The organism is Streptomyces sp. NPDC015130 (assembly GCF_043080005.1).
GTDB lineage: Bacteria > Actinomycetota > Actinomycetes > Streptomycetales > Streptomycetaceae > Streptomyces.
Window position 1 is genome coordinate 287,086 of the sequence record NZ_JBIBVC010000006.1, and the last position, 26,463, is coordinate 313,548.

At 71.0% G+C, this 26,463-nt stretch carries 25 protein-coding genes and 2 tRNA genes; 16 read left to right on the forward strand and 11 right to left on the reverse strand.

Annotation, left to right across the window (positions count from 1 at the left end; translation table 11 throughout):
* Positions 1-90: 90 nt before the first annotated feature.
* On the reverse strand, positions 91-639 hold the full coding sequence (locus tag ACF08F_RS15180; RefSeq protein ID WP_392298938.1) for a CGNR zinc finger domain-containing protein: 549 nt from the start codon (positions 637-639) through the stop codon (positions 91-93).
* Positions 640-770: 131 nt separating this feature from the next.
* Here ACF08F_RS15180 and ACF08F_RS15185 point away from each other — a divergent pair, with 131 nt between their 5' ends.
* The 5 genes from ACF08F_RS15185 (at position 771) to ACF08F_RS15205 (ending at position 4,743) form a co-directional block, all read left to right on the forward strand.
* Positions 771-1,232: a VOC family protein gene (locus ACF08F_RS15185; RefSeq protein ID WP_392298939.1), complete on the forward strand. Its 462-nt coding sequence runs from the start codon at positions 771-773 to the stop codon at positions 1,230-1,232.
* Between the two features lie 189 nt (positions 1,233-1,421).
* Positions 1,422-2,282 carry a pyridoxamine 5'-phosphate oxidase family protein gene (locus tag ACF08F_RS15190; RefSeq protein WP_392298940.1) on the forward strand — a complete coding sequence of 287 codons (861 nt, stop codon included), beginning with the start codon at positions 1,422-1,424 and terminating at the stop codon, positions 2,280-2,282.
* Between the two features lie 95 nt (positions 2,283-2,377).
* Positions 2,378-2,950 (forward strand): HPP family protein, encoded by a 573-nt coding sequence (locus ACF08F_RS15195; RefSeq protein ID WP_392298941.1) that lies wholly within the window; start codon positions 2,378-2,380, stop codon positions 2,948-2,950.
* A 9-nt stretch (positions 2,951-2,959) separates the two neighbouring features.
* A complete protein-coding gene (locus ACF08F_RS15200) occupies positions 2,960-3,427 on the forward strand; it encodes an NUDIX hydrolase (protein WP_392298942.1) in 468 nt (155 codons plus the stop codon).
* Positions 3,428-3,570: 143 nt separating this feature from the next.
* Positions 3,571-4,743 (forward strand): serine hydrolase domain-containing protein, encoded by a 1,173-nt coding sequence (locus tag ACF08F_RS15205; RefSeq protein WP_392298943.1) that lies wholly within the window; start codon positions 3,571-3,573, stop codon positions 4,741-4,743.
* Between the two features lie 12 nt (positions 4,744-4,755).
* On the opposite strand, the gene ACF08F_RS15210 is transcribed toward ACF08F_RS15205, so the two are convergent.
* Entirely contained in the window at positions 4,756-5,763 is a 1,008-nt protein-coding gene (locus tag ACF08F_RS15210) for a hypothetical protein (protein ID WP_392298944.1), read from the reverse strand.
* Between the two features lie 189 nt (positions 5,764-5,952).
* The gene (pepN, locus tag ACF08F_RS15215) at positions 5,953-8,517 is read right to left on the reverse strand and encodes an aminopeptidase N (RefSeq protein ID WP_392298945.1); all 2,565 of its coding nucleotides are present in this window, start codon (positions 8,515-8,517) and stop codon (positions 5,953-5,955) included.
* A gap of 143 nt (positions 8,518-8,660) precedes the next feature.
* Between pepN and ACF08F_RS15220 the strand changes: the two genes are divergently transcribed.
* A complete protein-coding gene (locus ACF08F_RS15220) occupies positions 8,661-9,296 on the forward strand; it encodes a DsbA family protein (protein WP_392298946.1) in 636 nt (211 codons plus the stop codon).
* Positions 9,297-9,401: 105 nt separating this feature from the next.
* Here ACF08F_RS15220 and ACF08F_RS15225 read toward each other — a convergent pair whose 3' ends face one another.
* The 3 genes from ACF08F_RS15225 to ACF08F_RS15235 all read right to left on the reverse strand — a co-directional run bounded on the left by ACF08F_RS15225 (position 9,402) and on the right by ACF08F_RS15235 (position 13,132).
* Positions 9,402-10,046, reverse strand: a complete 645-nt coding sequence (locus ACF08F_RS15225) for a superoxide dismutase (RefSeq protein ID WP_392298947.1) — start codon at positions 10,044-10,046, stop codon at positions 9,402-9,404.
* 170 nt (positions 10,047-10,216) lie between these two features.
* Positions 10,217-11,641 (reverse strand): amino acid permease, encoded by a 1,425-nt coding sequence (locus ACF08F_RS15230; protein ID WP_392298948.1) that lies wholly within the window; start codon positions 11,639-11,641, stop codon positions 10,217-10,219.
* A gap of 117 nt (positions 11,642-11,758) precedes the next feature.
* Positions 11,759-13,132, reverse strand: coding sequence for an amino acid permease (locus tag ACF08F_RS15235; RefSeq protein WP_392298949.1), 1,374 nt, complete (start codon positions 13,130-13,132; stop codon positions 11,759-11,761).
* A gap of 255 nt (positions 13,133-13,387) precedes the next feature.
* Here ACF08F_RS15235 and ACF08F_RS15240 point away from each other — a divergent pair, with 255 nt between their 5' ends.
* Positions 13,388-13,981 carry a biotin transporter BioY gene (locus ACF08F_RS15240; protein WP_392298950.1) on the forward strand — a complete coding sequence of 198 codons (594 nt, stop codon included), beginning with the start codon at positions 13,388-13,390 and terminating at the stop codon, positions 13,979-13,981.
* A 74-nt stretch (positions 13,982-14,055) separates the two neighbouring features.
* On the opposite strand, the gene ACF08F_RS15245 is transcribed toward ACF08F_RS15240, so the two are convergent.
* Positions 14,056-15,513 carry an amino acid permease gene (locus tag ACF08F_RS15245; RefSeq protein ID WP_392298951.1) on the reverse strand — a complete coding sequence of 486 codons (1,458 nt, stop codon included), beginning with the start codon at positions 15,511-15,513 and terminating at the stop codon, positions 14,056-14,058.
* 196 nt (positions 15,514-15,709) lie between these two features.
* Here ACF08F_RS15245 and ACF08F_RS15250 point away from each other — a divergent pair, with 196 nt between their 5' ends.
* Both ACF08F_RS15250 and ACF08F_RS15255 read left to right on the forward strand, forming a co-directional pair.
* Positions 15,710-16,204 (forward strand): ribose-5-phosphate isomerase, encoded by a 495-nt coding sequence (locus tag ACF08F_RS15250; RefSeq protein WP_150270235.1) that lies wholly within the window; start codon positions 15,710-15,712, stop codon positions 16,202-16,204.
* Complete coding sequence (locus tag ACF08F_RS15255; RefSeq protein ID WP_392298952.1) at positions 16,204-17,013, forward strand: Fpg/Nei family DNA glycosylase; 810 nt, start codon at positions 16,204-16,206, stop codon at positions 17,011-17,013. The genes ACF08F_RS15250 and ACF08F_RS15255 overlap by 1 nt, the downstream gene beginning before the upstream one ends.
* Positions 17,014-17,028: 15 nt before the next feature.
* Here ACF08F_RS15255 and ACF08F_RS15260 read toward each other — a convergent pair whose 3' ends face one another.
* Positions 17,029-18,258: a GNAT family N-acetyltransferase gene (locus ACF08F_RS15260; RefSeq protein ID WP_392298953.1), complete on the reverse strand. Its 1,230-nt coding sequence runs from the start codon at positions 18,256-18,258 to the stop codon at positions 17,029-17,031.
* 106 nt (positions 18,259-18,364) lie between these two features.
* Between ACF08F_RS15260 and ACF08F_RS15265 the strand changes: the two genes are divergently transcribed.
* Together ACF08F_RS15265 and ACF08F_RS15270 are read left to right on the forward strand one after the other, a co-directional pair.
* Entirely contained in the window at positions 18,365-19,510 is a 1,146-nt protein-coding gene (locus tag ACF08F_RS15265) for a PP2C family protein-serine/threonine phosphatase (protein ID WP_392298954.1), read from the forward strand.
* A gap of 156 nt (positions 19,511-19,666) precedes the next feature.
* Entirely contained in the window at positions 19,667-19,861 is a 195-nt protein-coding gene (locus ACF08F_RS15270) for a hypothetical protein (RefSeq protein ID WP_030684996.1), read from the forward strand.
* Between the two features lie 48 nt (positions 19,862-19,909).
* Here ACF08F_RS15270 and ACF08F_RS15275 read toward each other — a convergent pair whose 3' ends face one another.
* Positions 19,910-20,410 carry an amphi-Trp domain-containing protein gene (locus tag ACF08F_RS15275; protein ID WP_392298955.1) on the reverse strand — a complete coding sequence of 167 codons (501 nt, stop codon included), beginning with the start codon at positions 20,408-20,410 and terminating at the stop codon, positions 19,910-19,912.
* 132 nt (positions 20,411-20,542) lie between these two features.
* Positions 20,543-20,616 (reverse strand) — tRNA-Gly (locus ACF08F_RS15280).
* 132 nt (positions 20,617-20,748) lie between these two features.
* On the opposite strand from ACF08F_RS15280, the gene ACF08F_RS15285 reads away from it, so the two are divergent.
* From ACF08F_RS15285 to clpX, 5 genes are all read left to right on the forward strand, one after another.
* Positions 20,749-20,825, forward strand: a tRNA-Pro gene (locus ACF08F_RS15285).
* A gap of 171 nt (positions 20,826-20,996) precedes the next feature.
* Entirely contained in the window at positions 20,997-22,382 is a 1,386-nt protein-coding gene (gene tig, locus ACF08F_RS15290; RefSeq protein WP_392298956.1) for a trigger factor, read from the forward strand.
* A 242-nt stretch (positions 22,383-22,624) separates the two neighbouring features.
* Positions 22,625-23,242 (forward strand): ATP-dependent Clp protease proteolytic subunit, encoded by a 618-nt coding sequence (locus ACF08F_RS15295; protein WP_364284462.1) that lies wholly within the window; start codon positions 22,625-22,627, stop codon positions 23,240-23,242.
* Between the two features lie 62 nt (positions 23,243-23,304).
* Entirely contained in the window at positions 23,305-23,967 is a 663-nt protein-coding gene (locus tag ACF08F_RS15300) for an ATP-dependent Clp protease proteolytic subunit (RefSeq protein WP_392298957.1), read from the forward strand.
* 156 nt (positions 23,968-24,123) lie between these two features.
* Complete coding sequence (gene clpX / locus ACF08F_RS15305) at positions 24,124-25,407, forward strand: ATP-dependent Clp protease ATP-binding subunit ClpX (RefSeq protein ID WP_015033605.1); 1,284 nt, start codon at positions 24,124-24,126, stop codon at positions 25,405-25,407.
* Between the two features lie 86 nt (positions 25,408-25,493).
* Here clpX and ACF08F_RS15310 read toward each other — a convergent pair whose 3' ends face one another.
* A complete protein-coding gene (locus ACF08F_RS15310) occupies positions 25,494-26,450 on the reverse strand; it encodes a hypothetical protein (protein ID WP_392298958.1) in 957 nt (318 codons plus the stop codon).
* Positions 26,451-26,463: the final 13 nt, after the last annotated feature.

Here is a 26,463-nt window from a genome sequence, read left to right on the forward strand (position 1 = left end):
TTGCCGCCGCGGCGTAAACCCGCCAGCGCTCGCGATGCGCCACGGGGGAGGAAACGGTGTGAACCGGGGCGGGTCGGCGGCCTCGCCGGGTCAGCTCTCCTTCGTACGGGCGTAGTGGCGCGAGGCCTTGGCCCGGTTGCCGCAGACCGCCATCGAGCACCAGCGGCGGGTGCCGTTCCGCGAGGTGTCGAAGAAGTGCAGGATGCACGCCTCGTGGGCGCAGGCCCGAATGCGGTCGGGCGCGGTGCGCAGCAGGTCGAGGTAGTCGCGGGCGGCGGTCCAGCCCGGCCCCCAGGAGGGGTCCGCGAACTCGCTCTCCTCGCCCGCGCCTTCGGCGGTGAGGGTGACCCGGATGCGCCCGTGGCCGAGGACGGCGTCGACGCGGGCGGTGGCGGCGGGGTCGCCGGGCGCGTCGACGAGCGCGCCCAGGGCCTCCCGGGCCGCCAGCGTGTGGCGCAGGGTGCCGGCGTCGGCGGTGAACCGGTCCGTCAGGTTGTTGGTGGCGAGCCAGACGGCGAGCCCCTCGACGTCGGTGAGCAGGTCCTGGCGGACGCCCTCGCTGTTCCAGCGCGTGTTGAGCAGATCGAGGGAGACGGGTTCGCCGGTGAGCGGCCGCGGGTCCGTGGTGGTGGCGGTCATGGCGGTGCACCCTCCTCGTCGAGCTAACCCCTCAATGGTACGTGAGCGGTTGACGCCCTCCATGTCTAACCTCTAATCTCGAATTAAGAGGTTAGCCCGAGGGGGCCGGCCGCTGCGACGAAGGGACGCCCATGTCCGCGATCGGCACACTCGCCACCCACCACGTCGGCCTCAACGTCACCGACCTGACGCGCTCGCTCGCCTTCTACGGGGACGTCCTCGGCTTTGAGGTCCTCGGCGAGGGCCGGGAGGAGGGCAGCGGCAGCCGCTACGCCTTCCTCGGTCAGGACGGCCGCCTGGTCCTCACCCTCTGGCAGCAGTCCGAGGGCGTGTACGACTCCGGCCGGCCCGGCCTCCACCACCTCGCCTTCGAGGCCGAGTCCATCGAGCGCGTCCGCGTCGCCGAGGCCGCGCTCACCGCGCGCGGCACCTCCTTCGCGTACGAGGGCGTCGTCGCCCACCGCGAGGGCGCGGCCTCCGGCGGCATCTTCTTCCACGACCCGGACGGCACCCGCCTGGAGATCTCGGTCCCGAAGGGCGCGGAGGACTCCCCCTCTCCGTCCGCCTCGGCCCCTACCTGCGGGTTCTTCTAGGGCGTGTTGCGAAAGTCCCGCCTGCCCGACGGCGCCTGGCACGCACGCTCGAGGGGGACCTGGCTGTCGTCGGCCGCCGCCGGCGGGTTGTGGGCAGTCGTTCCGCAGGGCGGAACGGGTGGGCACTCGCCCCCGCGCCACGGGCCGAAGCCCGCACCACCACGAACCCGCACCCTAGGGAGGCCCGCCATGGCCACGTACAACCCCGGCTCCCTCGCCGTGCAGGAGCACGAGGGCGTCCGAGACCTCGCCGACCATGTCGGCCGGTCCATCACCCCCGGCATCCGCCCCGTCGCCGCCGCCTTCCTGGAGGCCCAGCCCATGCTGGTGGTGGGCGCCGCGGACCACGAGGGCCGCGTCTGGGCGCACCTGCTCACCGGCCCGCCCGGCTTCGTCCGGGCCACCGGTCCCCACTCGGTCTCGGTGGCCGCCGCCCTCCCCGAGGGCACGCCCGGCACCGCCCCCGTCGGCACGATCGCCCTCGATCCCCGCACCCGCCGCCGCATGCGCCTCAACGGCACCGCACGCCCCAGCGCCCGGGGGTTCACGATCGAGGCCGAAGAGGTCTTCTCCAACTGCCCGAAGTACCTCCAGAGACGTGAGCTGTACGGCTCCGAGGCCGCCCGCCCCGAGTCCGGTGCCGTGCTCCACGGCGAGGCGCTCACCCCCGACCAGCTGCGCCGCGTCCGCGCCGCCGACACCTTCTTCGTCGCCACCGCCGCGCCCGACGGCGTCGACGCGAGCCACCGCGGCGGCAACCCGGGCTTCGTCCGCGCCGACACGCCCCGGGAGCTGAGCTGGCGGGACTACCCCGGCAACGCGATGTTCCTGACCCTGGGCAACCTGGCGGAGGACGGCCGCGCCGGACTGCTCTTCCTCGACTGGGAGTCCGGGACGACCCTCCGGCTCAGCGGCCTCGCGCGCACCGAGTACGGCCCCGAGGGCCGCGTCGTCCGCTTCCGGATCGACCGCACGGTGGAGACCCCGGGCGACAGCCCCCTGCGCTGGTCGGCGCCGGAGTACTCCCCGTCGAACCCGCCGACCCCCTGAGCCTGGCCCGCCGCCCCCAAGCCCACCGCCCCCAAGCCCACCGCCCCCTGGCCCACTGCCCCCTGACCCGCCGCCCCCTGACCGAGGACCCGCCCGTGCCTCCCACCACCCCGGCCACCGTGCAGGCCGCCTCCCCGGCCCCGGCCCCGGCCCCCGTTCCCGCGTCGACCGCCGCGCCCTCCGCCCTCGCCCGCCCCCGGCCCCCCGCCCGGCCTCGCCCCCGGGTCCTCCTCGCCGGGACCGCGACCGCCGTCACCGCGCTCCTCCTCCTGGTCGCCCTCGGCACCCTCCTCCGGCAGCCCCTGCTCATCCCGCCGCTCGCGGCGAGCATGGCGCTGGTCGCGGGCGCCCCCGACCTGCCGCTCTCCCAGCCGCGCTCGGTCGTCGGCGGCCAACTGCTCTCCGCCCTCACCGGTTTCGCGGTCCTCGCCGTGGCGGGACCCGGCCTCTGGGGTGCCGCCGTCGCCGGCGGCCTCGCCCTCGGCGTCATGATGTGCGCCCGCACCCCGCACTCGCCCGCCGCCGCGACCGCCGTGATCGTCGCCCTCCAGGCCCCGGCGTTCTGGTCGTTTCTCGGCCTTCTCGCCCTCGCCTCCCTCCTCCTGGTCGCCGTCGGCCTCGCCGGCGCCCGTGCCGCGGGGCGGGCGTATCCCGCGTACTGGTTCTAACCTCGTTTCATGAAGCAGGAGTTGAGGGTGGCGGCCTACGCCGTGTGCGTCCGCGACGGCGAGATCCTCCTCGCCCGCTGGGTGTCGAGCGACGGCAGGAAGCGGTGGACCCTGCCGGGCGGCGGCATGGACCACGGCGAGGAGCCCGTCGACACCGTCGTCCGCGAGGTCGAGGAGGAGACCGGGTACCTCGCCGAACCCACCGCCCTCCTCGGCATCGACTCGATCCGCCGGAGCTGGCTCCGCCGTCTCGGCGGCCCCGGCGACTTCCAGGGCCTGCGGATCATCTACGAGGCGCAGGTCATCGGGGGTGACCTGCGCAACGAGACCGGAGGCTCGACCGACCTCGCAGCCTGGCATCCGCTCGACGCCGTCCCCGGCCTGCCGCGCGTCGAACTCGTCGACATCGGCCTCGACCTGTGGCGGGAGCGACCCCCCGTGGGCCGCTCCCGCCTCGCCGACCCCTCCCGGAGCTGACCCCTCCGTTCTACGGGTCGACCCGCTCCGGCAAAGGGCTGAAAAAGACTCAACCGTCGCCGGCCCGCTCAACCGTCCCGCAGACCCCGCGGTCCTCCCCGCCGACCGCAGTACACGCACAGCAGAGTTCCAGGGGAGCCCGCATGTCAGCCGTACGCACGACCCGCACCGTCCTCGCCGCCGCCCTGGTCGCGGGGCTCACCGCCACGGCGCTCGCCACCCCCGCCCTCGCCGCCCCGGCCGCCCCGGCGAAGGCGACGGCCAAGCCCCAGCAGGGCCACTCCGCCACCCAGCAGGCCCTCGACGCCGCGGTCGCCGGGGGCGTCCCCGGCGCCGTCGCCCAGGCCCGCGACGGGCGCGGCTCCTGGACCGGCACCGCCGGCGCCCGCAAGGGCGACGACCGCTACCGCGTCGGCTCCATCACCAAGACCTTCGTCGCCACCGTCCTCCTCCAGCTCCAGGCCGAAGGCCGCATCGACCTCGACGACCCGGTCGAGAAGTGGCTGCCCGGAGTTGTCGAGGGCAACGGCCACGACGGCCGGAAGATCACCGTCCGCCAGCTCCTCAACCACACCAGCGGCATCTACAGCTACACCGGGGACCCGGGCTTCGTGAAGAAGGTCGGCCCCGACTTCCTGGAGCACCGCTACGACAGGTGGGACCCCCGGGAGCTCGTCGCCATCGCCATGACCCACGAGCCGGAGTTCGCCCCCGGCGCCGGCTGGAGCTACTCCAACACCAACTTCGTCCTCGCCGGCCTCGTCATCGAGAAGGTCACCGGCCGCCCGTACGGGAAGGCCGTGGAGAACCGGATCGTCAAGCCGCTGAAGCTGCGCGCCACCAGCGTCCCCGGGACCAGGACGACCGTGCCGAAGCCCAGCAGCCGGGCCTACTCGAAGCTCGTCGACAACCCGACCCCGAACGACCCCGTCCACGACGTCACCGAACTCAGCCCCACCCTCGCGCACGCCGCCGGCGAGATGATCTCCGACTCCAACGACCTGCAGACCTTCTACCGCGCCCTGCTCACGGGCAAGCTCCTCCCGAAGGCCGAGCAGAAGGAGTTGACCGCCACCGTCCAGATCTCCCCCGAACTCCCCCAGGTGAGCTACGGACTCGGGATCATGAAGCAGAAGCTGAGCTGCGGCAAGGAGGTCTGGGGCCACGGGGGCGGCATCCACGGCTCCACCTCCGACGCCGTGACCACCAAGGACGGGCGCCACTCCCTCGCCCTGAACTTCAACGCCGACTGGACCGGCGACACCCAGGCCGTCCTGGAGGCCGAGTTCTGCGGCGTCGCCCCGAAGAAGGGCTGACCCTCCACCGGGTCAGCGCGGCAGGACGACGACATAAGCGCCGGGCTGCCGGTCCGGCGCGGCCATCAGGGCCGTACGGACCACGGTGGCCTGCTGGTCGAGGGCCTCGCGCAGCTTGCGCGGGGTCAGGTGGACGACCGTGATGCCGAGCCGCTCCAGGTGCTCGCGCTTGCGGGTGTACTCCGACCACAGCGCGTCGTCGTCCTGCCGCGGCGCCCGGGTGTCCAGCTCCACGGCGACCGCCTGGTCCGGCCAGTAGGCATCCACCCCGCCGAGGTGCGGGCCGCCCGGCAGCCGCAGGTCCACGTTCCACAGCGGGTCCGGCAGCCCGAACTCCCGCACCATCTCGTACAGCCGCTCCTCGGAGAGCGAGCGCCCCTCCACGAGGAGCGTGTCCACCGCGTCCACCACGTGCGGCCGGGTCAGCAGCCGGGCCCGGCTCAACTCCCGGACGATCGCGGCCGGTTCGCAGTGCCCGCCGCGGACGGCCTCGGTGAGCAGCCGGCGTACGGTCTCGGCGTCGGTGAGGGCCGAGACCGCGTCGGCGACCGCGCGTGCGACCGGGGCGACGGGGAGGCCGGTGAGCTCCACCGGCTCCGGGTGCTCGGCGGCCCGCACCACCCGCAGCCAGCCGGTGGAGCGCAGCCGCCGGGTGCGCGGGACGAGCACGTCGATCCGCTCCAGGGCGGTGAGCGGGGGAGCGGAGGCGAAGCGGTGCAGCGTCAGCGCGGCCAGGCCGGTGACCATCGCCTCGGGGCCCTGCGGCGGCGCGGACCCGCCCCGGCGGGCGTACAGGAGAGCGGCGCGCAGCCGGTCCTCGCTGGTCGGGGGACCGGGCTGGAGGAGGAAGACCCCGGGGAGCAGCTGCTGCCACCCGCCGCCGGGCCGGCAGTGCGCGGCGACCTCGCCGGCGGGCACGCCCCGCGTCCTCAACTGGGCGGCGGACGCGAGTCGTTCGGTGCGGCCGATGGGGGCGGCGAGGGGGAGGGGGCGGGGGGTGATGGGGGTGTTGTGGTTCATGCCGGGGGTCTTCCGCTTCCGAAGGCTCCCCTAACCCCTGTTACACGCTCGTCGACATTTAGGGACAACCTCGCCCTAAAGTACGCGCGTTCGAGTGCCGATGAGGGGCCGGCGCAGCGGTGACCCGTGCCCCGCACACCGACGGGGGCCGCGCGCAGCAGCGCGCGGCCCCCGTCGGAGCGTCGGTCCTCAGCCGGCCAGGCGGTCGCAGGCCTGCGCGCGCAGCGCGCGCGCCAGGTCGTCCCGCGCCTCCAGGACGAGGCGGCGCAGCGCCGGCGCGGCCGACTCGTGCGCCGTCAGCCAGGCGTCCGCCGCGGCCAGCGTCTCGTCACTGTCCTGGAGCCCGGGGAAGAGGCCCCTGACGACGTCCATGCCGATCTGGATCGACCGGTCGGCCCACAGCTGCTCGATCGCCGCGAAGTACTTCTCCGCGTACGGGGCGATCAGCTCGCGCTGCGAGGGCTGGACGAAGCCCGCGATCGTCGCCTCCACCAGCGCGTTCGACAGGGTGTCCGACTCGACGACCTGCGCCCAGGCCTGCGCCTTGACCGCGGCCGAGGGCCGCGAGGCGAGCAGCCGCACCTGGTGGCGCTTGCCCGTCGCGGTGTCGTCCCGGCCGAGCTCCTCGCCGATCCGGTCCTCGTCGGCCCGGCCGTGCACGGCCAGCGGGGAGAGCAGCGCCCAGCGCAGCTCCTGGTCGACGTCGAGCCCGTCGATCTTCGCGGTGCCGTCGAGCAGCCCCTCCAGGAGCTGGAAGTCGGCGTCCGAACCGGCCGTGGCCGCGAAGAACCGCGCCCAGGTCAGCTGGTGCTCGCTGCCGGGCTCGGCCACCCGCAGCTCGCGCAGCCCGCCCTCGGCGAGCAGCCGCCCGCCCTCCTCGCGCCACTCGGGCGCCGCGTAGAGGGTGACGGCCGACTTCGTCCAGGCGTGCACCATCTGGACGACGCCGATGTCCGTCTCGCGGCCCGCGAAGGCGAGCGCGACGGCGACGAAGTCGCGGGCGGGCATCAGCCCGTCACGGGTCAGGTTCCACAGCGCCGACCAGCACAGGGCGCGGGCCAGCGGGTCGGTGATGTCGCCGAGGTGGGCGCGCAGGGTGGCGAGCGAGCCCTCGTCGAAGCGGACCTTGCAGTAGGTCAGGTCGTCGTCGTTGACGAGGACGAGGTCGGGCTTCTCCTCGCCCGCCAGCTCCTCGATCACCGTGCGGGCGCCGGTGATGTCGGCCTCGGCGCGCGCGAAGCGCACGAGGTCGCCGTCGGCCGACAGCCGGTAGAGGCCGACCGCCGCGCGGTGCGGACGCGGCTCGCCGCCCTCCTGGACCACGGCGAGCTCGGTGATCCGGCCCTCCGCGTCGTAGGTGACGGCCGGGGTCAGCGTGTTCACGCCGGAGGTCTGGAGCCAGGACTTCGCCCAGGACGTCATGTCGCGGCCCGAGGTCTCCTCCAGGATCGAGAGGAGGTCGGCGAGGCGCGTGTTCCCGTAGGCGTGGCGCTTGAAGTAGCGGCGCGCGCCCTCCAGGAACGCGTCCCGGCCCGCGTACGCGACGAGCTGCTTGAGCACCGAGGCGCCCTTGGCGTACGTGATGCCGTCGAAGTTGAGCTTGGCGTCCTCCAGGTCACGGATGTCGGCCGTGATCGGGTGGGTGGACGGCAGCTGGTCGGCGCGGTAGGCCCAGGCCTTGCGGTTGTTGGCGAAGGTGACCCAGCTGTTGGTGAAGCGGGTCGCCTCGGCGTTCACGAAGGAGCCCATGAAGTCCGCGAAGGACTCCTTCAGCCACAGGTCGTCCCACCACACCATGGTGACGAGGTCGCCGAACCACATGTGCGCCATCTCGTGGAGGATGACGTTGGCCCGGCTCTCGTACGCGGCCTGGGTGACCTTGCCCCGGTAGATGTACTCCTCGCGGAAGGTCACCATGCCCGGGTTCTCCATCGCGCCGAGGTTGTACTCGGGGACGAAGGCCTGGTCGTACTTCCCGAAGGGGTACGGGTAGTCGAAGTTGTCGTGGAAGAAGTCGAAGCCCTGCTTGGTGATCAGGAAGACGTCGTCCGCGTCGAAGTGCTTCGCGAGGCTCTTGCGGCACATCGCGCCGAGCGGGATCTCCAGCTCGGTCCCGTCGGCGAGCGCGCGCGTGTAGCTGTCGGTCACGTAGTGGTACGGACCGGCCACGACGCAGGTGATGTACGTGGAGATCGGCTGCGTCTCGGCGAAGCGCCAGACGCCCTCGGCGTCCCGCTCCCCGGCGCCGTTCGACCAGACCGTCCACCCCTCGGGCGCGGTCACCGCGAAGCGGTACGGGGCCTTGAGGTCGGGCTGCTCGAAGTTGGCGTACACCCGGCGGGCGTCGGCCGGCTCGTACTGCGTGTAGAGGTAGACCTCGCCGTCCTCCGGGTCGACGAAGCGGTGCATGCCCTCGCCGGTCCGGCTGTAGGCGCACTGCGCGTCCACCACGAGCACGTTCTCGTCGGCGAGGCCGTCGATCGCGATCCGCGAGCCGTCGAAGACGACGGCCGGGTCCAGCGAGCGGCCGTTGAGGGTGACCGCGTTCACGGACGGGGCGATCAGGTCCACGAACGTGCTGCTGCCCTCGCCGGTGCGGCGGAAGCGGATCGTGGTCTCCGAGCGGAAGGTGCGCACCGCCTCTGCGGAGTCGCCGACCGCCGAGCGCAGGTCGAGGACGACCTCGTACCCGTCGACGGACAGCAGCGCCGCCCGCTCGTGGGCCTCGTCGCGGGACAGATTCTCACCGGGCACGGTCACTCCTTCGTGGCACGTTCGAAACAGCACCGATCCTCCCATGTGCCACTGTCGCGCGGCACACGGGAATGCCGTCGAGCGCCCGTGGCGTTGGCTCCTTTCGGCGCACCACCGTCCACACGGCCGTACCGAGGAGTGACATGTCCGAGAGCAGGACCACCGCAGACTTCTACTTCGACCCGCTGTGCCCGTGGGCCTGGATGACCTCCCGCTGGATGCTGGAGGTGGAGCGGGTCCGCCCGGTCGACGTGCGCTGGAAGGTCATGAGCCTGGCCGTGCTCAACGAGAACCGGCTCGACGAGGTCCCGGCCGAGTACCGCGAGATGCTGGAGACGAAGGCCTGGGGCCCGGTCCGCGTCGTCATAGCCGCCCAGCAGCTGCACGGCGACGAGGTCGTCGGCAAGCTCTACACGGCGCTCGGCACTCGCTTCCACAACAACGGCGAGGGTCCGACCCGCGAGGCGATCGTCGGCGCGCTGACCGACGTCGGCCTGCCCGAGGACCTGGTGGAGTACGCCGAGAAGGACACGTACGACACCGAGCTGCGCGCCTCGCACCACGAGGGCATCGGCAAGGTCGGCCAGGACGTCGGCACCCCCGTCATCGCGGTGCCGGGCCCGACGGGCGACGAGGTCGCCTTCTTCGGCCCGGTCGTCACCCCGACCCCGCGCGGCGACGCGGCCGCCCGTCTCTGGGACGGCACCCTCCTCGTGGCGTCGACCCCGGGCTTCTACGAGATCAAGCGCACCCGGACGGCGGCGCCCAGCTTCGAGTAGGCACCACAGCAGACGGCCCCCGCGATTCACGTCATCGCGGGGGCCGTCCTCTTTTCCGCCTGCCCGGTGAAGGTTGAGAAGACGATCACGAGCAGGAGTCGGGTGTCAGAAGGAGATCAGCGGGACGGAGGCCTTGGCCGCCAGGTAGCGCTTGTGCACGTCCTGCCAGTTGACGACCTGCCACATGGCCTCGATGAAGTCGACCTTCTGGTTCTTGTACTGCAGGTAGAAGGCGTGCTCCCAGGCGTCGAAGACGAGGACCGGGACCGAACCCACGCCGACGTTGCCCTGGTGGTCGTAGACCTGCTCGACGACGAGACGGCCGCTGACCGGCTCGTACGCGAGGACGCCCCAGCCGGAGCCCTGGGTCGTCGCGGAGGCCTTCGTCAGCTGGGCCTTGAACTTGGCGAAGGAGCCGAAGGACTCGGTGATCGCGTCCGCGAGCTCACCGACGCCGTCGGCGGCCAGCGGCTCGCCGCCGCCCCCGTCCTTCGGGCTGTTCATGTTGTTCCAGTAGATGGAGTGGAGGATGTGGCCGGAGAGGTGGAAGGCCAGGTTCTTCTCCAGGCCGTTGATCGCGCCCCACTGGTCCTTGTCGCGCGCCTCCTCCAGCTGCTCCAGGGTGTCGTTCGCTCCCTTGACGTACGCGGCGTGGTGCTTGTCGTGGTGCAGCTCGATGATCTGCGGATTGATCACCGGCTCCAGCGCCGCGTAGTCGTACGGCAGCTCCGGAAGTGTGTAGATCGCCATGTGCCCGGCCCCTTCGATGGCTCTGCTTATTGCAACCTATGCGCAAGTGCAGGCTAACAGTAGGTGCGGGAGATGTTGATCAGCCCTTCGCCCTAGGTCCCGGGGCCCGGACATGGCGGAACCCCCGAACCGGCAGGTGGTTCGGGGGTCCGCGCGGGGCCGTCAGGGGATCAGGCCGCAGGGTCCGCCGAGGCCGTACGGGCGGACTTCTGGCGTACGAAGCCGACCGCGGCGAGCAGCAGGGTCAGCCCGCCCGTCCAGTACAGCTGCACGCGCGTGCCCTCCTCGCGGGCCATCAGGAAGAAGATCGCCGCCATGCCGGCCAGCGCCACCCAGGTCAGGACGGGGAAGGCCCACATCCGCACGACCAGCTTCTCCGGTGCCTCGCGCTCGGTGCGGCGGCGCAGCACCAGCTGGGAGGCGGCGATGAAGAACCAGACGACGAGGATGATCGCGCCGATGGTGTTGAGCAGCCAGATGAAGATGTCGTCCGGCCGCCAGTAGCTCAGCAGCACGCAGCCGAAGCCGAAGACGGAGGAGACGAGGACCGCCGCGCGCGGGACGCCGCCGGACAGCCTGCCCAGCGCCTTCGGGCCCTGGCCGCGCGCGACCAGCGAGCCGGCCATGCGGGAGGCGCCGTAGATGTTGGCGTTCATCGCGGAGAGCAGGGCGACGAGCACGACCACGTTCATGATCTGGCCGGCTGCCGGGATGCCCAGGTGGTCGAGGGTGGCGACGTACGGGCCCTTCTCGACGACCGCCTTGTCGTCCCAGGGGACGAGGGTGACGATGACCGCCATCGAGCCGATGTAGAAGAGCGCGATCCGCCACATCGCCGTACGGACGGCCTTGGCGACGCCCTGCACCGGGTGCTCGGACTCGGCGGCGGCGATGGTGACCGTCTCCAGGCCTCCGTACGCGAAGACGGAGGCGAGCAGGCCGACGATCAGGCCCTCGGAGCCGTGCGGGAAGAAGCCGCCGTCACCGGTGAGGTTCGCGGTGCCGGGGGCGTCCGTGCCGGGCAGCAGGCCGGTGATGGCGAGCACGCCGATGCCGAGGAAGAGGACGATCGCGCCGACCTTGAGGGCGGCGAACCAGAACTCGAACTCGCCGAAGTTCTTCACCGCCGCCAGGTTGGTGACGGTGAAGACCAGCATGAAGAGCGCGACCCAGGCCCACTCGGGGCTGCCGGGGAACCAGCCGGTCATGATCTTCGCCGCGCCGATGCCCTCCAGGCCGACGGCGACGCAGAGCAGGAACCAGAAGGCCCAGCCCGAGGTGAAGCCCGCCCAGGAGCCGAAGGCCCGCTCGGCGTGGACGGAGAAGGAGCCGGAGGCCGGGTTCGCCGCCGACATCTCGCCGAGCATGCGCATCACGAGCATGACGAGGACGCCCGATATGGCGTAGGCGATCACGATCGACGGGCCGGCGGCGGCGATGCCGGCGCCGGAACCGACGAAGAGTCCGGCGCCGATGACGCCGCCGAGGGCGATCATCGAGAGGTGGCGCTGCTTCAGGCCGTGCGCGAGGCCCTCGGCGGGTGCGGTCGCGCCGTCCTTGCGGTCGGCCGGCGCGGGCGCGGTGGTCCGAGACATGGGCGAGCCCTGTTCACTAGCTGAGACGGGGAGGGAAGCCCACAGTCTGGGTGGCCGCACCGCTCAGAAGGAACAGCTGTCCGCTATACGGTCACGACTCTCACACAAAGTGAAGAATCATGCCCGCTTCGTACGCAGCTCCCGCACCCACGCCACCAGCAGCACCGCCCCGGTGGCCGCCCCCGACCACAGCACCTGCGGACGCGCCGCGTCGTCGGTGAGCATCAGGACGAGCACCGCGGCCATCGCGGCGAGCGCCACCCAGGTCAGCCACGGGAAGCCCCACATCCGCAGCGTCAGCGTCTCCGGCGCCTCCCGCTCGATCCGCCGCCGCAGCCTCAGCTGCGAGACCGCGATCAGCGCCCAGACGAAGAGCAGCACCGCGCCGACCGCGTTGAGCATGTAGAGGAAGACCGAGTCCGGCCACTTCAGATTGAGCAGTACGGAGACGAACCCGAAGGCCACCGAGGCGAGCACCGCCCGGCGCGGCACGCCTCCGCCCGAGACCCGGAGCAGCCCCTTCGGCGCCTCGCCGCGCTCCGCCAGCGAGAAGACCATCCGGGACGAGCCGTACAGATTGGCGTTGAGCGCCGAGAGCAGCGCCACGAACACCACCACGTTCATGATCTGGCCCGCCGCCGGCACCCCGATCGAGTCCAGCACCGCCACGTACGGCGACTGGCCCGGCACCATCGACGTCCACGGCAGCAGCGTCACGATGACCAGCATCGACCCCACGTAGAAGAGGAGGATCCGCCACACCGCGCTGCGCACCGCCCGCGCCACGTTCCTCGCCGGGTCGGCCGACTCGGCCGCCGCGATCGTGACGACCTCCAGGCCGCCGAAGGCGAAGACGACCGCCAGGACGCCGGAGATCACGCCCGCCCAGCCGTTCGGCAGGAAGCCGCCCTGACCGGTCAGGTTGGCCAGGCCCACGGGGTCCGTGTCGGGCAGCCAGCCGACGATCGCGAGCGTGCCCAGGACCAGGAACAGCACGATCGCGCCGACCTTCAGCGCCGCGAACCAGAACTCGAACTCGCCGAAGTTCTTCACCGCCGCCAGGTTGGCCAGCGTGAAGACGACCATGAAGATCAGCACCCAGGTCCACTGCGGGACCCCCGGCACCCAGCCGTTCGCGATCCGCGCCGCGCCCGTCGCCTCCACGGCGAGGACGACGACCAGCAGGAACCAGTACAGCCAGCCCACCGAGAAGCCCGCCCAGCGGCCCAGCGCCCGCTCGGCGTGGACCGAGAACGCCCCGGAGGCGGGCATCGCCGCCGACATCTCGCCCAGCATCCGCATGACGAGCATCGCGAGCGCGCCCGCGATCAGGTACGAGACCACGATGCCGGGACCGGCGACCGCGATGCCCGCGCCCGAACCCACGAAGAGCCCGGCGCCGATCACCCCGCCGAGCCCCAGCATCGTCAGGTGACGCTGCTTCAGGCCATGGGAGAGGGGCTCCGGTTCGGGAGCGAGGGAGTCGTGCATGTGGGGGCTCGTGCTCTCTGGCGGTTTATGGAGACTCCACAGTCTCATCCGGGAACGCCCCTTGGCGCAAAAGGGACCTCCACGGACGACCTCCCAGTGAGAAGCGTCACGTGGCGAAGCGCGCGACCGGCAGCCTTTGTTCGATCTCCACGAAACGCTCGACCGCCGCTTTGTGGGCGGCTGACGGTGATCGGCCGCTCACTCCTGGCATACCGTCAACCTGTCCCTCCCACCCTCACCCCCCGCGGAGTACCGATGAGCACCGCCGCCGCCCCCGCCCGTTCCCTCCGTGCGGGCACCGTCCTCGCCGACCTGCTCCCGGCGAGCCGCGCCCGCGACATCGCCCTGGTCGTCGGCGGCGCCGCCCTCACCGGCCTCGCCGCGCAGATCTCGGTCCCGGTCCCCGGCTCCCCGGTCCCGGTCTCCGGCCAGACCTTCGCCGCCCTCCTCGTCGGCACCGCGCTCGGCGCCCGCCGCGGCTTCCTCGCCCTCGCCGTGTACGCCGTGGCGGGCATGGCGGGCGTGCCCTGGTTCGCCCAGGCCACCTCCGGCTACGGCATGCCGTCCTTCGGCTACATCCTCGGCATGCTCCTCGCCGCGACCGTCGTCGGCGCCCTCGCCCGCCGCGGCGCCGACCGCTCCGTGCTCCGCACCGCCGGCGCGATGGCCCTCGGCTCCGCGATCATCTACGCGGTCGGCGTGCCCTACCTGGCGCTCGCCACCGGCATGAGCTTCGGCCAGGCCGTCGCCGCCGGCCTCACCCCCTTCCTCATCGGCGACGCCCTCAAGGCCGCGCTCGCCATGGGCGCCCTGCCGGCCGCCTGGAAGCTCGTCGGCCGCAAGGGCTGAGCCCGCGCGGACACGCGAGAGGGCCCGTCGTTCCGGGGGAACGACGGGCCCTCTTCGTGTGCGGACCTACCGGGTCACACGCGGTCGAGCTCGCGCTCGGACCCGGCGGAGCCCTTCGCGACCTTCTGCCGGACCAGCGAGATCGCGATCACGAGCGCGGCCACGAGCAGCGAGAGCACGACCTGCTCACGGGCGCTGCCGCCGTCGTAGATCATGTAGCCGAGGACGAAGACGATCATCGCGATCGTCGCCCAGGTCAGGTACGGGAAGAGCCACATCTTCACGATGAGCTTCTCTGGCGTCTCGCGCTGGATGATGCCGCGCATCTTCAGCTGGGTCACGCAGATGACCAGCCAGACGAAGAGGGCCACGGCGCCGGAGGAGTTCAGCAGGAAGGCGAAGACGGTGTCCGGCCACTTGTAGTTGAAGAAGACCGCGACGAAGCCGAAGACGACCGAGCCGAGGATCGCGGCCACCGGCACGCCCCGCTTGTTGACCTTGGCGAAGGCCTTCGGCGCGTCACCGCGCTGCCCGAGCGAGAACGCCATGCGGGAAGCGGTGTAGAGGCCCGAGTTCAGGCAGGAGAGGACGGCGGTCAGGACGATCACGTTCATGATCTGGCCGGCGTTCGCGATGCCGATGGAGTCGAGGGCGGCGACGTACGAGCCCTTCTCGACGATCGACTTGTCGTTCCACGGCAGCAGGGTGAGGACGACGAAGATCGAGCCCAGGTAGAAGACGCCGATCCGCCAGATCACGCTGTTGGTGGCCTTGGTGACCGCCTTCTGCGGGTCCTCGGACTCACCGGCGGCCAGCGTGACGATCTCGCTGCCCATGAAGGAGAAGACCACCATCAGCACGCCGGTGAGGACCGCTCCCGCACCCATCGGGAAGAAGCCCCCGCTGTCGGTGAGGTGCGCGAAGCCCTCGCCCGGGTTGTCCGAGCCCGGCAGCACGCCGAAGACCGCGAGCATGCCGATGACGACGAAGGCGCCGATGGCCACGACCTTGATGCCGGCGAACCAGAACTCGAACTCGCCGTACGAGGCGACCGAGCCGAGGTTGGTGGCGGTGAGGACCACCATCACGATGAGCGCCCAGCCCCACTGCGGAACGGCCGGGACCCAGCTCTCCAGGATCTTGGCGCCGGCGGTCGCCTCGACGGCGAGGACGACGACCCAGAAGAACCAGTACAGCCAGCCGATGCTGAAGCCGGCCCAGCGGCCGAGCGCGCGGTCGGCGTAGGCGGAGAACGAGCCGGAGGACGGCCGGGCGGCGGCCATCTCGCCGAGCATCCGCATCACGAAGACGACCATGGCGCCGACGAGGAAGTAGGACAGAAGGATCGCGGGGCCGGCCGCGGCGATGCCGGAGCCGGAGCCGACGAAGAGGCCGGCGCCGATGACGCCACCGATGGCGATCATCGAGAGGTGGCGGTTCTTGAGACCGGCCTTGAGGCCGTCGGAGGAGTGCGACGCACCGGGGGTACCGGTCTCCTCGCCGTCCTTCGTCAGGGTCGGTTGCGTGTTCATGAACGCTTCCTTGCGTGTGGGGGCTGCTCGGGTCGCGAGCCCGAGCATTCAACCTTGTGAACGGGGGGGATCGGAAGACCTGATTCCGGATAGTTGTGTGGACCACTTCGCGAGAGGCGAAGGTCCATACCAGACCGGGTGAACGTCCCGACCCCGCTGACGGCTACCCGGCCCGCGACATGCCACACTCGGCACCATGCGCGTCTACCTCGGTTCCGACCACGCCGGCTACGAACTCAAGAACCACCTCGTCGAGTGGCTCACGGCACACGGCCACGAGCCCGTCGACTGCGGTCCCCACATTTACGACGCCCTCGACGACTACCCGCCGTTCTGCCTGCGCGCCGCCGAGAAGACGGCCGCGGACCCGGACAGCCTGGGCATCGTCATCGGCGGCTCCGGCAACGGCGAGCAGATCGCCGCGAACAAGGTGAAGGGGGTGCGCGCCGCCCTCGCCTGGAGCGAGCAGACCGCCGCCCTCGGCCGCGAGCACAACAACGCCAACGTGATCTCGGTCGGCGGCCGCATGCACACCCAGGAAGAGGCGACGAAGTTCGTCGAGATCTTCCTCAGCACCCCCTACTCGGGTGACGAGCGCCACACCCGCCGGATCGACATGCTCACCGCGTACGAGACCACCGGCGAGCTCCCTGCGATCCCGGCCCACCACCCGCAGGAGCCCACCGCCTGATGCCCGAAGGGCACACCATCCACCGGCTGGCCGCCGACCACCGCGAGCGGTTCGGCGGCCGGCCCGTGCGCGTCTCCAGCCCCCAGGGCAAGTTCGCCGACTCGGCGGCCCTGCTCGACGGCAGCGTCCTGGAGACCACCGAGGCCCACGGCAAGCACCTCTTCCTCGGCTTCCCGGGCGAGGAGTGGATCCACATCCACCTCGGCCTCTTCGGCAAGGTGAACTTCGGCGACGCCCCGGCCCCGCCGCCCACCGACACCGTCCGACTGCGCCTCGCCAACCCCGAGGGGTACGTCGACCTCCGCGGCCCCACCACCTGCGCGCTCGTCACCGACGCGGAGAAGCAGGCGATTCACGACCGCCTCGGCCCCGACCCGCTCCGCCCCGACGAGGACCCCGAGAGGGCCTGGCGCCGGATCTCGAAGTCCCGCACCACGATCGCCGCCCTGCTCATGGACCAGAAGGTCGTCGCGGGCGTCGGCAACGTCTACCGCGCCGAGGTCCTCTTCCGGCACGGCATCGACCCGTACCGCGCCGGCAAGGACCTCACGCGCCGGGAATGGGACGCGATCTGGTCCGACCTCGCCGCGCTCATGCGCGAAGGCGTACGCCTCAACCGCATCGACACCGTCCGCCCCGAGCACACGCCCGAGGCGATGGGCCGCCCGCCGCGCGTCGACGACCACGGCGGCGAGGTCTACGTCTACCGCAGGACCCACCAGCCCTGCCTGGTCTGCGGCGACGAGATCCGCACCGCCGACCTCGCCGCCCGCAACCTCTTCTGGTGCCCCGGCTGTCAGCAGGCCTAGGACCACCGGATGTGGCTAGAACCCGTGCGGCAGCCACGGGGCCACGGGTGACCCGAAGCCCACCGACGCCTCGACGAGCGCCCCCTCCCGCAGCTCCCGGACCCGCCCGGCCGACGCCAGCGACACCAGCGAGGTCCCGCCCAGGTACGCCGCGCCCAGCTCCCGCACGGACAGCGCCAGGTCCGCCGGATCCGAGGTCCGGACACAGCTCGCGCCCTTGGCGTCACCCGTCAGCCGCCAACGTCCCTCGTTCCAGGGACAGAACGCGTCCTCGACCTCGAACACCACGTCCACCGGCGCCTGGTACGTCCGCGCCTCCAGCGCCCCGCCCACGTCCACCAGCCGCACGTGCAGCACGTCCCGCAGCGTCGGTGAGCAGCGCCGCACATCGCTCACCAGGTGCTGCCAGGCGTCGTCCACCGGACGGCTGTGGACCTGCACCTCCCGGGTCAGGTCCACCGAGCAGAGGAACCGCCACAGCGCCGCCTCCGCCACCGCGTCCAGCCCCATCAGCTGATGGACCGTGACGGACCCGTCGGCACCCGCGTACGACCAGTCCGGCTTGACCGCGTAGTGCGCGAACCCCACGACCTCCCCGGCCCGTTCGGCCAGCACGCACAACCGCGGCGAGGAACCCTCCCGCTGGCCCGGCGGGTCGATCAGCGGCAGCCGCTCCCACCCGGGCGAGCGGGCGATCATCCCCGGCCGGCCCGGCACCAGCTTCGCGTACACCGACTCGCACACCGCGGACGACTCGGTCAGGTCCGCCATGCGCAGGGACACCCCGTCCGTGCCCTCCGGCACCGCGAGCCGCACCCGGGTCCGGTCGATCGTCGCCCGCGCCGCGTACGAGGCCACGCCGTAGCCGAACCGTCCGTAGATCTCCGGCTCCGAGGCCGTCAGCACCGCGAGCGACTCGCCCGCCGCCCGCAGGTCGTCGAGCTGGCGCCGCATCATCGAGGTCAGGATCCCGCGCCGACGGTGCGTCCCCGCCACGCTCACCATCGTCACCCCGCCCGCCGGCACCGACGCCCCGCCCGGCACCGTCAGCCGGAAGGAGAACGCGCCCGCCGTCCCCACGCACAGATCGCCGTCCCACACCCCCATGAAGCGGTCGAACTCGGTCAGGTCGCGCCACAGCGTCCGCTCCTCCGGAGCCTCCGGCACACCCCCGAACGCCAGCTCCAGGACCTCGAACCAACGGTCCCACTCGGTCGGGTCGAGAACCCGCAGTTCAGTAGTCATATGCCATCGATATCAGCGCCGCCCGCCCGGGGCGACCCGATTTCGCGCACATTGTCACCGGGGTACCCCTGCACGATGTCGGACGAGGTGGATAGGGTCCAGGCCAATGGGACACCGCGCCGGAGTGAACACGCACGCGGCCCGGACGCGCAGGCGTGTGCGGCGGGCCCGCATCGCGCTGCGCAAGTCCGGCGTCGACTACTTCCGCGGGGACGGCTCCGACTGGCTCGCCTTCGCCGGACTCCTCCTGATGATCCCGGCCATCGCCTGCGGCACCCTGCTCAACCCGGTCTGGTGCGCCCCCGCCGCGCTCGTCCTGCCGATCGTCGCGGGCGGACTGCTGCTCCGCCCCGCCAGCCTGCTCGGCCTGTACGCGGCCGCCGCCGGCGCCCTCATCGTCGAGTCCGTCGTCCTCGGTCCGTACACCCAGGGCCCCGCCCGGGTCACCCCCGGCACCGTCCTCACCGTCGCCGCCTGCGGACTCTTCGGACTCCTCATCGCCCAGTTCCGCGCCCGCGTCGGCGTGCCCTGGCGGCGCGGCGGCACCATGCTCTTCGACCTGCGCGAACGCATCCGCGTCCAGAGCGCCCTGCCCCGCCTCCCGCAGGGCTGGCACCGCGAGATGGCGCTCCGCCCGGCCGGCGGCCAGTCCTTCTCCGGCGACTTCGTCGTCGCCGCCCGCACCCACGGCGGCCGCACCCTGGAGGTCGTCCTCACCGACGTCTCCGGCAAGGGCATGGACGCGGCCTCCCGCTCCCTGCTGCTCTCCGGCGCCTTCGGCGGCCTCCTCGGTTCCCTCCCGCCGCACGGCTTCCTGCCCGCCGCCAACGGCTACCTGCTCCGCCAGAACTGGGACGAGGGCTTCGCCACCTCCGTCCACCTCGTCCTCGACCTGGACTCCGGCGACTACGAGCTCTTCTCCGCCGGCCACCTCCCCGCGCTCCAGCTCCACGCGGGCAGCGGCCGCTGGGAGGAGAAGGCCGCGGAAGGCCCCCTCCTCGGCGTCTACGACGGTGCCGAGTTCCACCCGGTCAAGGGCTCGCTGCTGCCCGGCGACGTCCTGATGCTCTTCACCGACGGCCTCGTCGAGGCCGCCGACCGGGACATCGCCGAGGGCATCGACCGTCTCACCGGCGAGGCCGACCGCTGCGTCGCCGAGGGCTTCGAGGGCGTCACCTGGCACCTGATCGAGGCCGTCGCCAAGGACGTCAACGACGACCGGGCACTCCTCCTCATCTCCCGCCGCGCCTGAACCGGCCGCCCTCGTGTGACGTGATCTTCTCCACGACGATTCGTCAGTGTGCGGCGGGGGCAGGGGGGTTGGTGGCACGATGGAGCCAGAGGGGGGCGTTCCGTGACGCGGACTCCCTGGTGGGCAAGGCGGGACCGACCGAGGGTGTGATCAGTTGTGGCCATTTCACTGTCTGTGGTGTTGCTGTTGGCAATCATCCTGGTGGTGCTGATCCGTGGGGGGAACCTCAAGGGCGGCCCGGCCGTCGTCGCCGTCCTCTTCGGCTTCTTCCTCGCCTCCACCGGCATGGCCGACGACATCCAGCGCTTCCTGGACTCGATAACGCAGACCGTCGGCTCCATAAAGTTCTGAGCCGACGCACCCGACCGACCGGCGCACCCGACCGACCGGCGTGCCCGACTAACCGGCCTTGGCCGCCCGGGAGGCCCTGGCCTTCTTGGCGGTCTTCGCGGGTGACTTCCTCGCGGCCGCCGCGGCCCCTGCGGCCGCCGCGCTCGCCATGGTCTGCTGGGGTGCCTGCGCCGTCTGCTTCGTCGCCTGCCCAGTCGCCTTCGCCTGCCCCGCCTGCCCTGCCTGCTTCGCCGTCTGCTTGGCCGGCGGCCGCGGCGCGGACCGCTTCGCACCCATGTCGCCGCCCGTGACGGCGGCGCTCGGCTTCGCCGGCGTGCCGGGGTCGCGCAGCGACCACTTGAGCTCGATCTCCAGCTCGATCTCGCCGTCCTCGATCTCCAGCTCCACCTCGCTGCGGAACTCCTCCGGGACGCGCAGGCTCAGCGTCCCGGCCCCCAGCTCCAGTTCGGCCTCCCCGCCCTCCCGCAGGGCGGCGGCGAGGGCGGTCAGTTGATCGGCTGCCTCAAGACGGGACACCGAGCGCTTCCGCTCGAACTTCAGGTCCTTCATCGCTACCTCCGGTGCGACGGGAGACGGGCTGAGCCCAGTCTGCGCGAGCCCGCCGGACCCGGCATCTCGCGAACCCCGGAAAACGCCTCGGGGCCGGCCCTGGAGAGACTCTCCGGACCGGCCCCGAGGCCGTGGAGCGGGTGACGGGAATCGAACCCGCGTAGCTAGTTTGGAAGACTAGTGCTCTACCATTGAGCTACACCCGCACAGCATCGCGCCGCAGGTCACGAGGACCGCGGCACGGACAGCATGTTAGCGGGTCGGAGGACCTTTACGCACACCCGTAAAACGGGGGGCGCCGCACTGTCCGCGTGCATGTACCCTACGTGTCGCACCGACGGGGTGTGGCGCAGCTTGGTAGCGCGTCCGCTTTGGGAGCGGAAGGCCGTGGGTTCAAATCCCGCCACCCCGACCATGACGATCACGCGCCCACCGGTCGCGTTCTTGATCACGTTGTGGCTGCCTCCCCGCTTGCGGTTACTATGCAAGCTGCGTGCCCGTGTGTCTTTCTGACCGGGCCGACCCGCCGGAACCGCTGACCGCGGAGACGGTGGATTCCAGGAATCAGCCACAAGGAGACCGAACCGTGAAGAGCGCCGTGGAGACCCTGAACCCGACCCGGGTTCGGCTCACTGTCGAGGTGCCCTTCGAGGAGCTCAAGGACAGCCTCGACGCGGCGTACAAGAAGATCAACCAGCAGGTCACGGTCAAGGGCTTCCGTAAGGGCAAGATCCCGGCTCGCGTGATCGACCAGCGGTTCGGCCGCGGCGCCGTGCTGGAAGAGGCCGTCAACGACGCGCTCCCGAAGTTCTACACCGAGGCCGTCAACGAGGCCGAGGTCAACCCGCTGGGTCAGCCCGAGGTCGACATCACCGAGCTGAAGGACGGCGAGCTGCTGGCCTTCACCGCCGAGGTCGACATCCGCCCGACGATCGAGATCCCGGACTACTCCGGCATCGAGGTCACCGTCGACGCGGTCGAGGTCACCGACGAGGACATCGAGAAGTCCGTCCAGCAGCTCCGCGAGCGCTTCGCCTCGACCTCCACGGTCGAGCGCGCCGCCCAGGACGGCGACGTCGTCACCATCGACCTCGAGGCCAAGGTCGACGGCGAGGTGCTGCCCGACGGCGTCGCCTCGGACGTCTCGTACACCATCGGCTCGGGCGAGCTGCTCGACGGCATCGACGAGGCCGTCAAGGGCCTGGAGGCCGGTGGCGAGGCCACCTTCACCTCGCAGCTGAAGGGCGGCTCCGCCGAGGGCAAGGACGCGGAGGTCACCGTCAAGGTCACCACCGTCGCCGCCCGCGAGCTCCCCGAGCTGGACGACGAGTTCGCGCAGATGGCGTCGGAGTTCGACACCCTCGACGAGCTCAAGGCCGACAGCCGCAAGCGCCTCGAGAACATGAAGCAGTTCGACCAGGCCACCCAGGCCCAGGAGCGCGTCCTCGACGAGCTCCTCAAGCTGGTCGAGGTCCCGATGCCCGAGAAGCTTCTCGAGGACGAGATCAACACCCGCAAGCACAACCTGGAGCACCACCAGCTCGGCCAGATGGGCATCGACCTCGCGAAGTACCTGGAGCTCCAGGGCAAGACCGAGGAAGAGTTCCTGGCGGAGACCAAGGAGCAGGCCGAGAAGGGCATCAAGACGCAGTTCATCCTCGATGAGCTCGTCAACAAGGAGAAGCTCGACGTCTCCCGCGAGGAGCTCACCGAGCACCTCTTCCGTCGTGCCGCCTCCTCCGGCATGAGCCCCGACCAGTTCGCCCAGGCCGTGGCCCAGGGCGGCCAGGTGCCGATGCTCGTCGGCGAGGTCGCCCGCGGCAAGGCCCTCGCGGTCGTCGTCGAGGCCGCCAAGGTCCTCGACACCAACGGTGAGGTCGTCGACCTCTCCGACGACGAGGACGAGGTCGAGACCGCCGCCGAGGCCGTCGAGGCCGTCACCGGCGAGGCCGAGGTCTCCGAGGACAAGTAAGCGGCCCGGCGCCCCGGCGCCGGACCCCGCTCCACGGGCCCGTACGCACTGCTGTGCGTCCGGGCCCGTGGGCGTACCGGAACTCTTTATGCGTCAGCCCACACCTTGCGCTCCGAGCGAACAGTTCGGGAACCGGGATGGCGTTGTCCTACCTGCGCGTTAGGGTCCATGAATACGAGGGCACTGCCCTCGGAACAAGACGCGGAGACGGCCTTGGCCGTCGGAGACGAGCAGGTGGATACGTGACGAATCTGAAGCCTTACGCCGCGGGTGAGCCGTCCATCGGTGGCGGCCTCGGCGACCATGTCTACAACCGGCTGCTCGGCGAGCGGATCATCTTCCTCGGCCAGCAGGTCGACGATGACATCGCCAACAAGATCACCGCTCAGATGCTCCTCCTGGCCGCCGACCCGGAGAAGGACATCTTCCTTTACATCAACAGCCCCGGTGGCTCCGTGACGGCCGGCATGGCCGTCTACGACACCATGCAGTACATCCCCAACGACGTCGTCACCATCGGTATGGGCATGGCGGCCTCCATGGGCCAGTTCCTGCTCACCGGCGGCACCCCCGGCAAGCGCTTCGCCCTGCCGAACACGGACATCCTGATGCACCAGGGCTCCGCCGGCATCGGCGGCACGGCCTCCGACATCAAGATCCAGGCCGAGTACCTGCTGCGCACGAAGCAGCGCATGGCCGAGATCACCGCGCACCACTCCGGCCAGACCGTCGAGGCGATCATCCGCGACGGCGACCGCGACCGCTGGTTCACCGCGGACGAGGCCAAGGAGTACGGCCTCATCGACGACATCATCACGCACGCCGCGGGCGTTCCGGGCGGCGGCGGCACGGGCGCCTGAGCGCCGGCAGCCCGCCCCACAGCCCCAGCCCACCGAACGCCACCAGGACGGTGAACACCCAGATGCAGAACAACCTCTCCGCGAGCGGCCTCTACACCGGCGCGCCGATGGACAACCGCTACGTCGTGCCGCGCTTCGTCGAGCGCACCTCGCAGGGCGTCCGCGAGTACGACCCGTACGCGAAGCTCTTCGAGGAGCGCGTGATCTTCCTCGGCGTGCAGATCGACGACGCCTCGGCCAACGACGTCATGGCGCAGCTCCTGTGCCTGGAGTCGATGGACCCGGACCGCGACATCTCGATCTACATCAACAGCCCGGGCGGCTCCTTCACCGCCCTCACGGCCATCTACGACACGATGCAGTTCGTGAAGCCCGACATCCAGACGGTCTGCATGGGCCAGGCGGCCTCCGCCGCGGCCGTGCTGCTCGCCGCCGGTACGCCCGGCAAGCGGATGGCCCTGCCGAACGCCCGTGTGCTGATCCACCAGCCCTCCGGCGGCACCGGCCGCGAGCAGCTCTCCGACCTGGAGATCGCGGCCCGCGAGATCCTGCGGATGCGCACGCAGCTGGAGGAGATGCTGGCCAAGCACTCCTCGACGCCGATCGAGAAGATCCGCGACGACATCGAGCGTGACAAGATCCTGACGGCGGAGGACGCCCTCGCGTACGGCCTGGTCGACCAGATCGTCTCGACCCGCAAGAGCACCGCCTCCGCGGCACACTGACGTCCCACCTTCCCTCGGCACGGGGCACATGACGCATTCCCGTCCATGTGAACCGTGCCAAGGGGGGCCCGAACGGGGGGCCCGGCAAGGTACCGTCGAATATGAGGCACCAGGAGTCGCTGAACCAAGCACTCCCAGGCGAAGGGGAAGCACCTCGTGGCACGCATCGGTGATGGCGGCGACCTGCTCAAGTGCTCGTTCTGCGGAAAGAGCCAGAAGCAGGTGAAGAAGCTCATCGCGGGTCCCGGTGTGTACATCTGCGACGAGTGCATCGACCTCTGCAACGAGATCATCGAGGAAGAACTCGCGGAGACGAGCGAGGTGCGCTGGGAGGAACTCCCCAAGCCCCGCGAGATCTACGAGTTCCTCGAGGGGTACGTCGTCGGGCAGGAGCCCGCGAAGAAGGCCCTCTCGGTCGCGGTGTACAACCACTACAAGCGCGTCCAGGCCGGCGAGAACGGCGGCGCGCAGGGCCGGGACGACGCCATCGAGCTGGCGAAGTCCAACATTCTGCTGCTCGGCCCCACGGGCTCGGGGAAGACGCTGCTCGCGCAGACCCTGGCCCGCATGCTCAACGTCCCGTTCGCCATCGCCGACGCGACGGCGCTGACGGAGGCCGGCTATGTCGGCGAGGACGTCGAGAACATCCTGCTCAAGCTGATCCAGGCGGCCGACTACGACGTCAAGAAGGCCGAGACCGGGATCATCTACATCGACGAGATCGACAAGGTCGCCCGTAAGAGCGAAAACCCGTCGATCACGCGTGACGTGAGCGGTGAGGGCGTCCAGCAGGCCCTCCTCAAGATCCTGGAGGGCACCACGGCCTCCGTGCCGCCGCAGGGCGGCCGGAAGCACCCGCACCAGGAGTTCATCCAGATCGACACGACGAACGTGCTCTTCATCGTGGGCGGCGCCTTCGCCGGCCTGGAGAAGATCATCGAGTCGAGGGCGGGCGCCAAGGGCATCGGCTTCGGGGCGACCATCCGCTCCAAGCGCGAGATCGAGGCGAGCGACCAGTTCCAGGAGGTCATGCCGGAGGACCTGGTGAAGTTCGGGATGATCCCGGAGTTCATCGGCCGCCTCCCCGTCCTCACCTCGGTCCACAACCTGGACCGCGAGGCGCTCCTCCAGATCCTCGTCGAGCCGCGGAACGCGCTGGTGAAGCAGTACCAGCGCCTCTTCGAACTCGACGGCGTGGAGCTGGACTTCGACCGCCCGGCCCTGGAGGCCATCGCCGACCAGGCGATCCTCCGCGGCACCGGCGCGCGCGGCCTGCGCGCGATCATGGAGGAGGTCCTCCAGTCGGTGATGTACGAGGTCCCGTCCCGCAAGGACGTGGCCCGGGTCGTCATCACGGCGGACGTCGTCCGGAACAACGTCAACCCGACGCTGGTCCCCCGGATCGTGAAGAACGACGGCAGGCACGAGAAGTCGGCCTGACGTCACGAGCATGACGCAGTGAGGGGGTCCCACCCGACGGTGGGACCCCCTCACTCGTGCTCATGTCCGGTCGGCGACCGGGAGGTTCAGAGCTTGACGCGGACTTCCTTGCGCAGCTTGGCGGTGAGGGAGGCGGCGTCCTCCATCGTGCCCGCCTTGCCCGCGAGCATGTCGGCCATGTTGACCGGGGTCACGAAGCCGACGGTGCTGTGGTCCGCCCACACGCAGAACGTCATGGCCATCGCCGGGGTGGCGTTGGCCGGGTCGGCCGGGGCCTTGGCCTGCTGGCACTTGAGGAGGGCGCCGTCGAGCTCGGCGGGCGTGAACTCCTCCGGGCTGCGCACCAGTTCCATCTTCGGCTCGCCGGGCTTGGTGGTGCCCTTCTCCTTCTCGGACTCGGCCTTGACGCTCGCGAAGACGTTGTCGATGACCTTCTCGGGGTCCTCGATCTCGCCGTAGAGGCCGCTGAAGGAGAGCAGCTTGCCGCCGAGCGGGTTGGCCGCGTCCTTCACCTCGTAGGTGGCGCCCACGTTCACGGCGTTCTTGACGCCGTTCTGCTGGGCCTCCTTGAGGGAGTCCTTGTCCTTGTTGGCGCCGGGCTTCAACTTGTACTCGGTGAGCACCGTCTCCGGCGTGATCAGCTTGTGCGCGCCGTCATCCGCGACCGAGGAGCTGCCACCGCCGAAGACGAAGTACGCGCCGACGCCGATCGCCGCGACGACCGCGACCGCGCCGATGATCCAGCCGGCCTTGGACTTCTTCGGGGCCGGCGGGTGCGGGACGTAGCCGCCGGGGCCCTGGGGGGCGCCGTACGGGGGCTGCTGGCCGTAGGGGCCCGGCTGCTGCTGCGGGTAGCCGTACGGCGGCTGCTGCGGCGGAACGCCCTGCGGAGCCTGCTGGGGGTATCCGTAACCCGGCTGGGGAGCCTGCGGCTGGCCGTACGGGCCCGGCTGCTGCGGCTGCCCGTACGGGCCCGGCTGGCCGTAGGGCCCGGGCTGCTGGGGCGGCTGGCCGCCGTACGGGCCCGGCTGGTTGTAGCTCATCGACAGGTTCCCC

What these genes read in the sequence shown, in the direction of transcription:
- ACF08F_RS15180 (WP_392298938.1), bottom strand. Translation starts at nt 639, where the DNA reads ATGACCGCCACCACCACGGACCCGCGGCCGCTCACCGGCGAACCCGTC.
- ACF08F_RS15190 (WP_392298940.1), top strand. Translation starts at nt 1,422, where the DNA reads ATGGCCACGTACAACCCCGGCTCCCTCGCCGTGCAGGAGCACGAGGGC.
- ACF08F_RS15210 (WP_392298944.1), bottom strand. Translation starts at nt 5,763, where the DNA reads ATGAACCACAACACCCCCATCACCCCCCGCCCCCTCCCCCTCGCCGCC.
- ACF08F_RS15220 (WP_392298946.1), top strand. Translation starts at nt 8,661, where the DNA reads ATGTCCGAGAGCAGGACCACCGCAGACTTCTACTTCGACCCGCTGTGC.
- ACF08F_RS15265 (WP_392298954.1), top strand. Translation starts at nt 18,365, where the DNA reads ATGGGACACCGCGCCGGAGTGAACACGCACGCGGCCCGGACGCGCAGG.
- ACF08F_RS15225 (WP_392298947.1), bottom strand. Translation starts at nt 10,046, where the DNA reads ATGGCGATCTACACACTTCCGGAGCTGCCGTACGACTACGCGGCGCTG.
- ACF08F_RS15200 (WP_392298942.1), top strand. Translation starts at nt 2,960, where the DNA reads ATGAAGCAGGAGTTGAGGGTGGCGGCCTACGCCGTGTGCGTCCGCGAC.
- ACF08F_RS15205 (WP_392298943.1), top strand. Translation starts at nt 3,571, where the DNA reads ATGTCAGCCGTACGCACGACCCGCACCGTCCTCGCCGCCGCCCTGGTC.
- ACF08F_RS15240 (WP_392298950.1), top strand. Translation starts at nt 13,388, where the DNA reads ATGAGCACCGCCGCCGCCCCCGCCCGTTCCCTCCGTGCGGGCACCGTC.
- ACF08F_RS15300 (WP_392298957.1), top strand. Translation starts at nt 23,305, where the DNA reads ATGCAGAACAACCTCTCCGCGAGCGGCCTCTACACCGGCGCGCCGATG.
- ACF08F_RS15255 (WP_392298952.1), top strand. Translation starts at nt 16,204, where the DNA reads ATGCCCGAAGGGCACACCATCCACCGGCTGGCCGCCGACCACCGCGAG.
- ACF08F_RS15245 (WP_392298951.1), bottom strand. Translation starts at nt 15,513, where the DNA reads ATGAACACGCAACCGACCCTGACGAAGGACGGCGAGGAGACCGGTACC.
- ACF08F_RS15250 (WP_150270235.1), top strand. Translation starts at nt 15,710, where the DNA reads ATGCGCGTCTACCTCGGTTCCGACCACGCCGGCTACGAACTCAAGAAC.
- ACF08F_RS15185 (WP_392298939.1), top strand. Translation starts at nt 771, where the DNA reads ATGTCCGCGATCGGCACACTCGCCACCCACCACGTCGGCCTCAACGTC.
- ACF08F_RS15235 (WP_392298949.1), bottom strand. Translation starts at nt 13,132, where the DNA reads ATGCACGACTCCCTCGCTCCCGAACCGGAGCCCCTCTCCCATGGCCTG.
- ACF08F_RS15275 (WP_392298955.1), bottom strand. Translation starts at nt 20,410, where the DNA reads ATGAAGGACCTGAAGTTCGAGCGGAAGCGCTCGGTGTCCCGTCTTGAG.
- ACF08F_RS15230 (WP_392298948.1), bottom strand. Translation starts at nt 11,641, where the DNA reads ATGTCTCGGACCACCGCGCCCGCGCCGGCCGACCGCAAGGACGGCGCG.
- ACF08F_RS15260 (WP_392298953.1), bottom strand. Translation starts at nt 18,258, where the DNA reads ATGACTACTGAACTGCGGGTTCTCGACCCGACCGAGTGGGACCGTTGG.
- ACF08F_RS15310 (WP_392298958.1), bottom strand. Translation starts at nt 26,450, where the DNA reads ATGAGCTACAACCAGCCGGGCCCGTACGGCGGCCAGCCGCCCCAGCAG.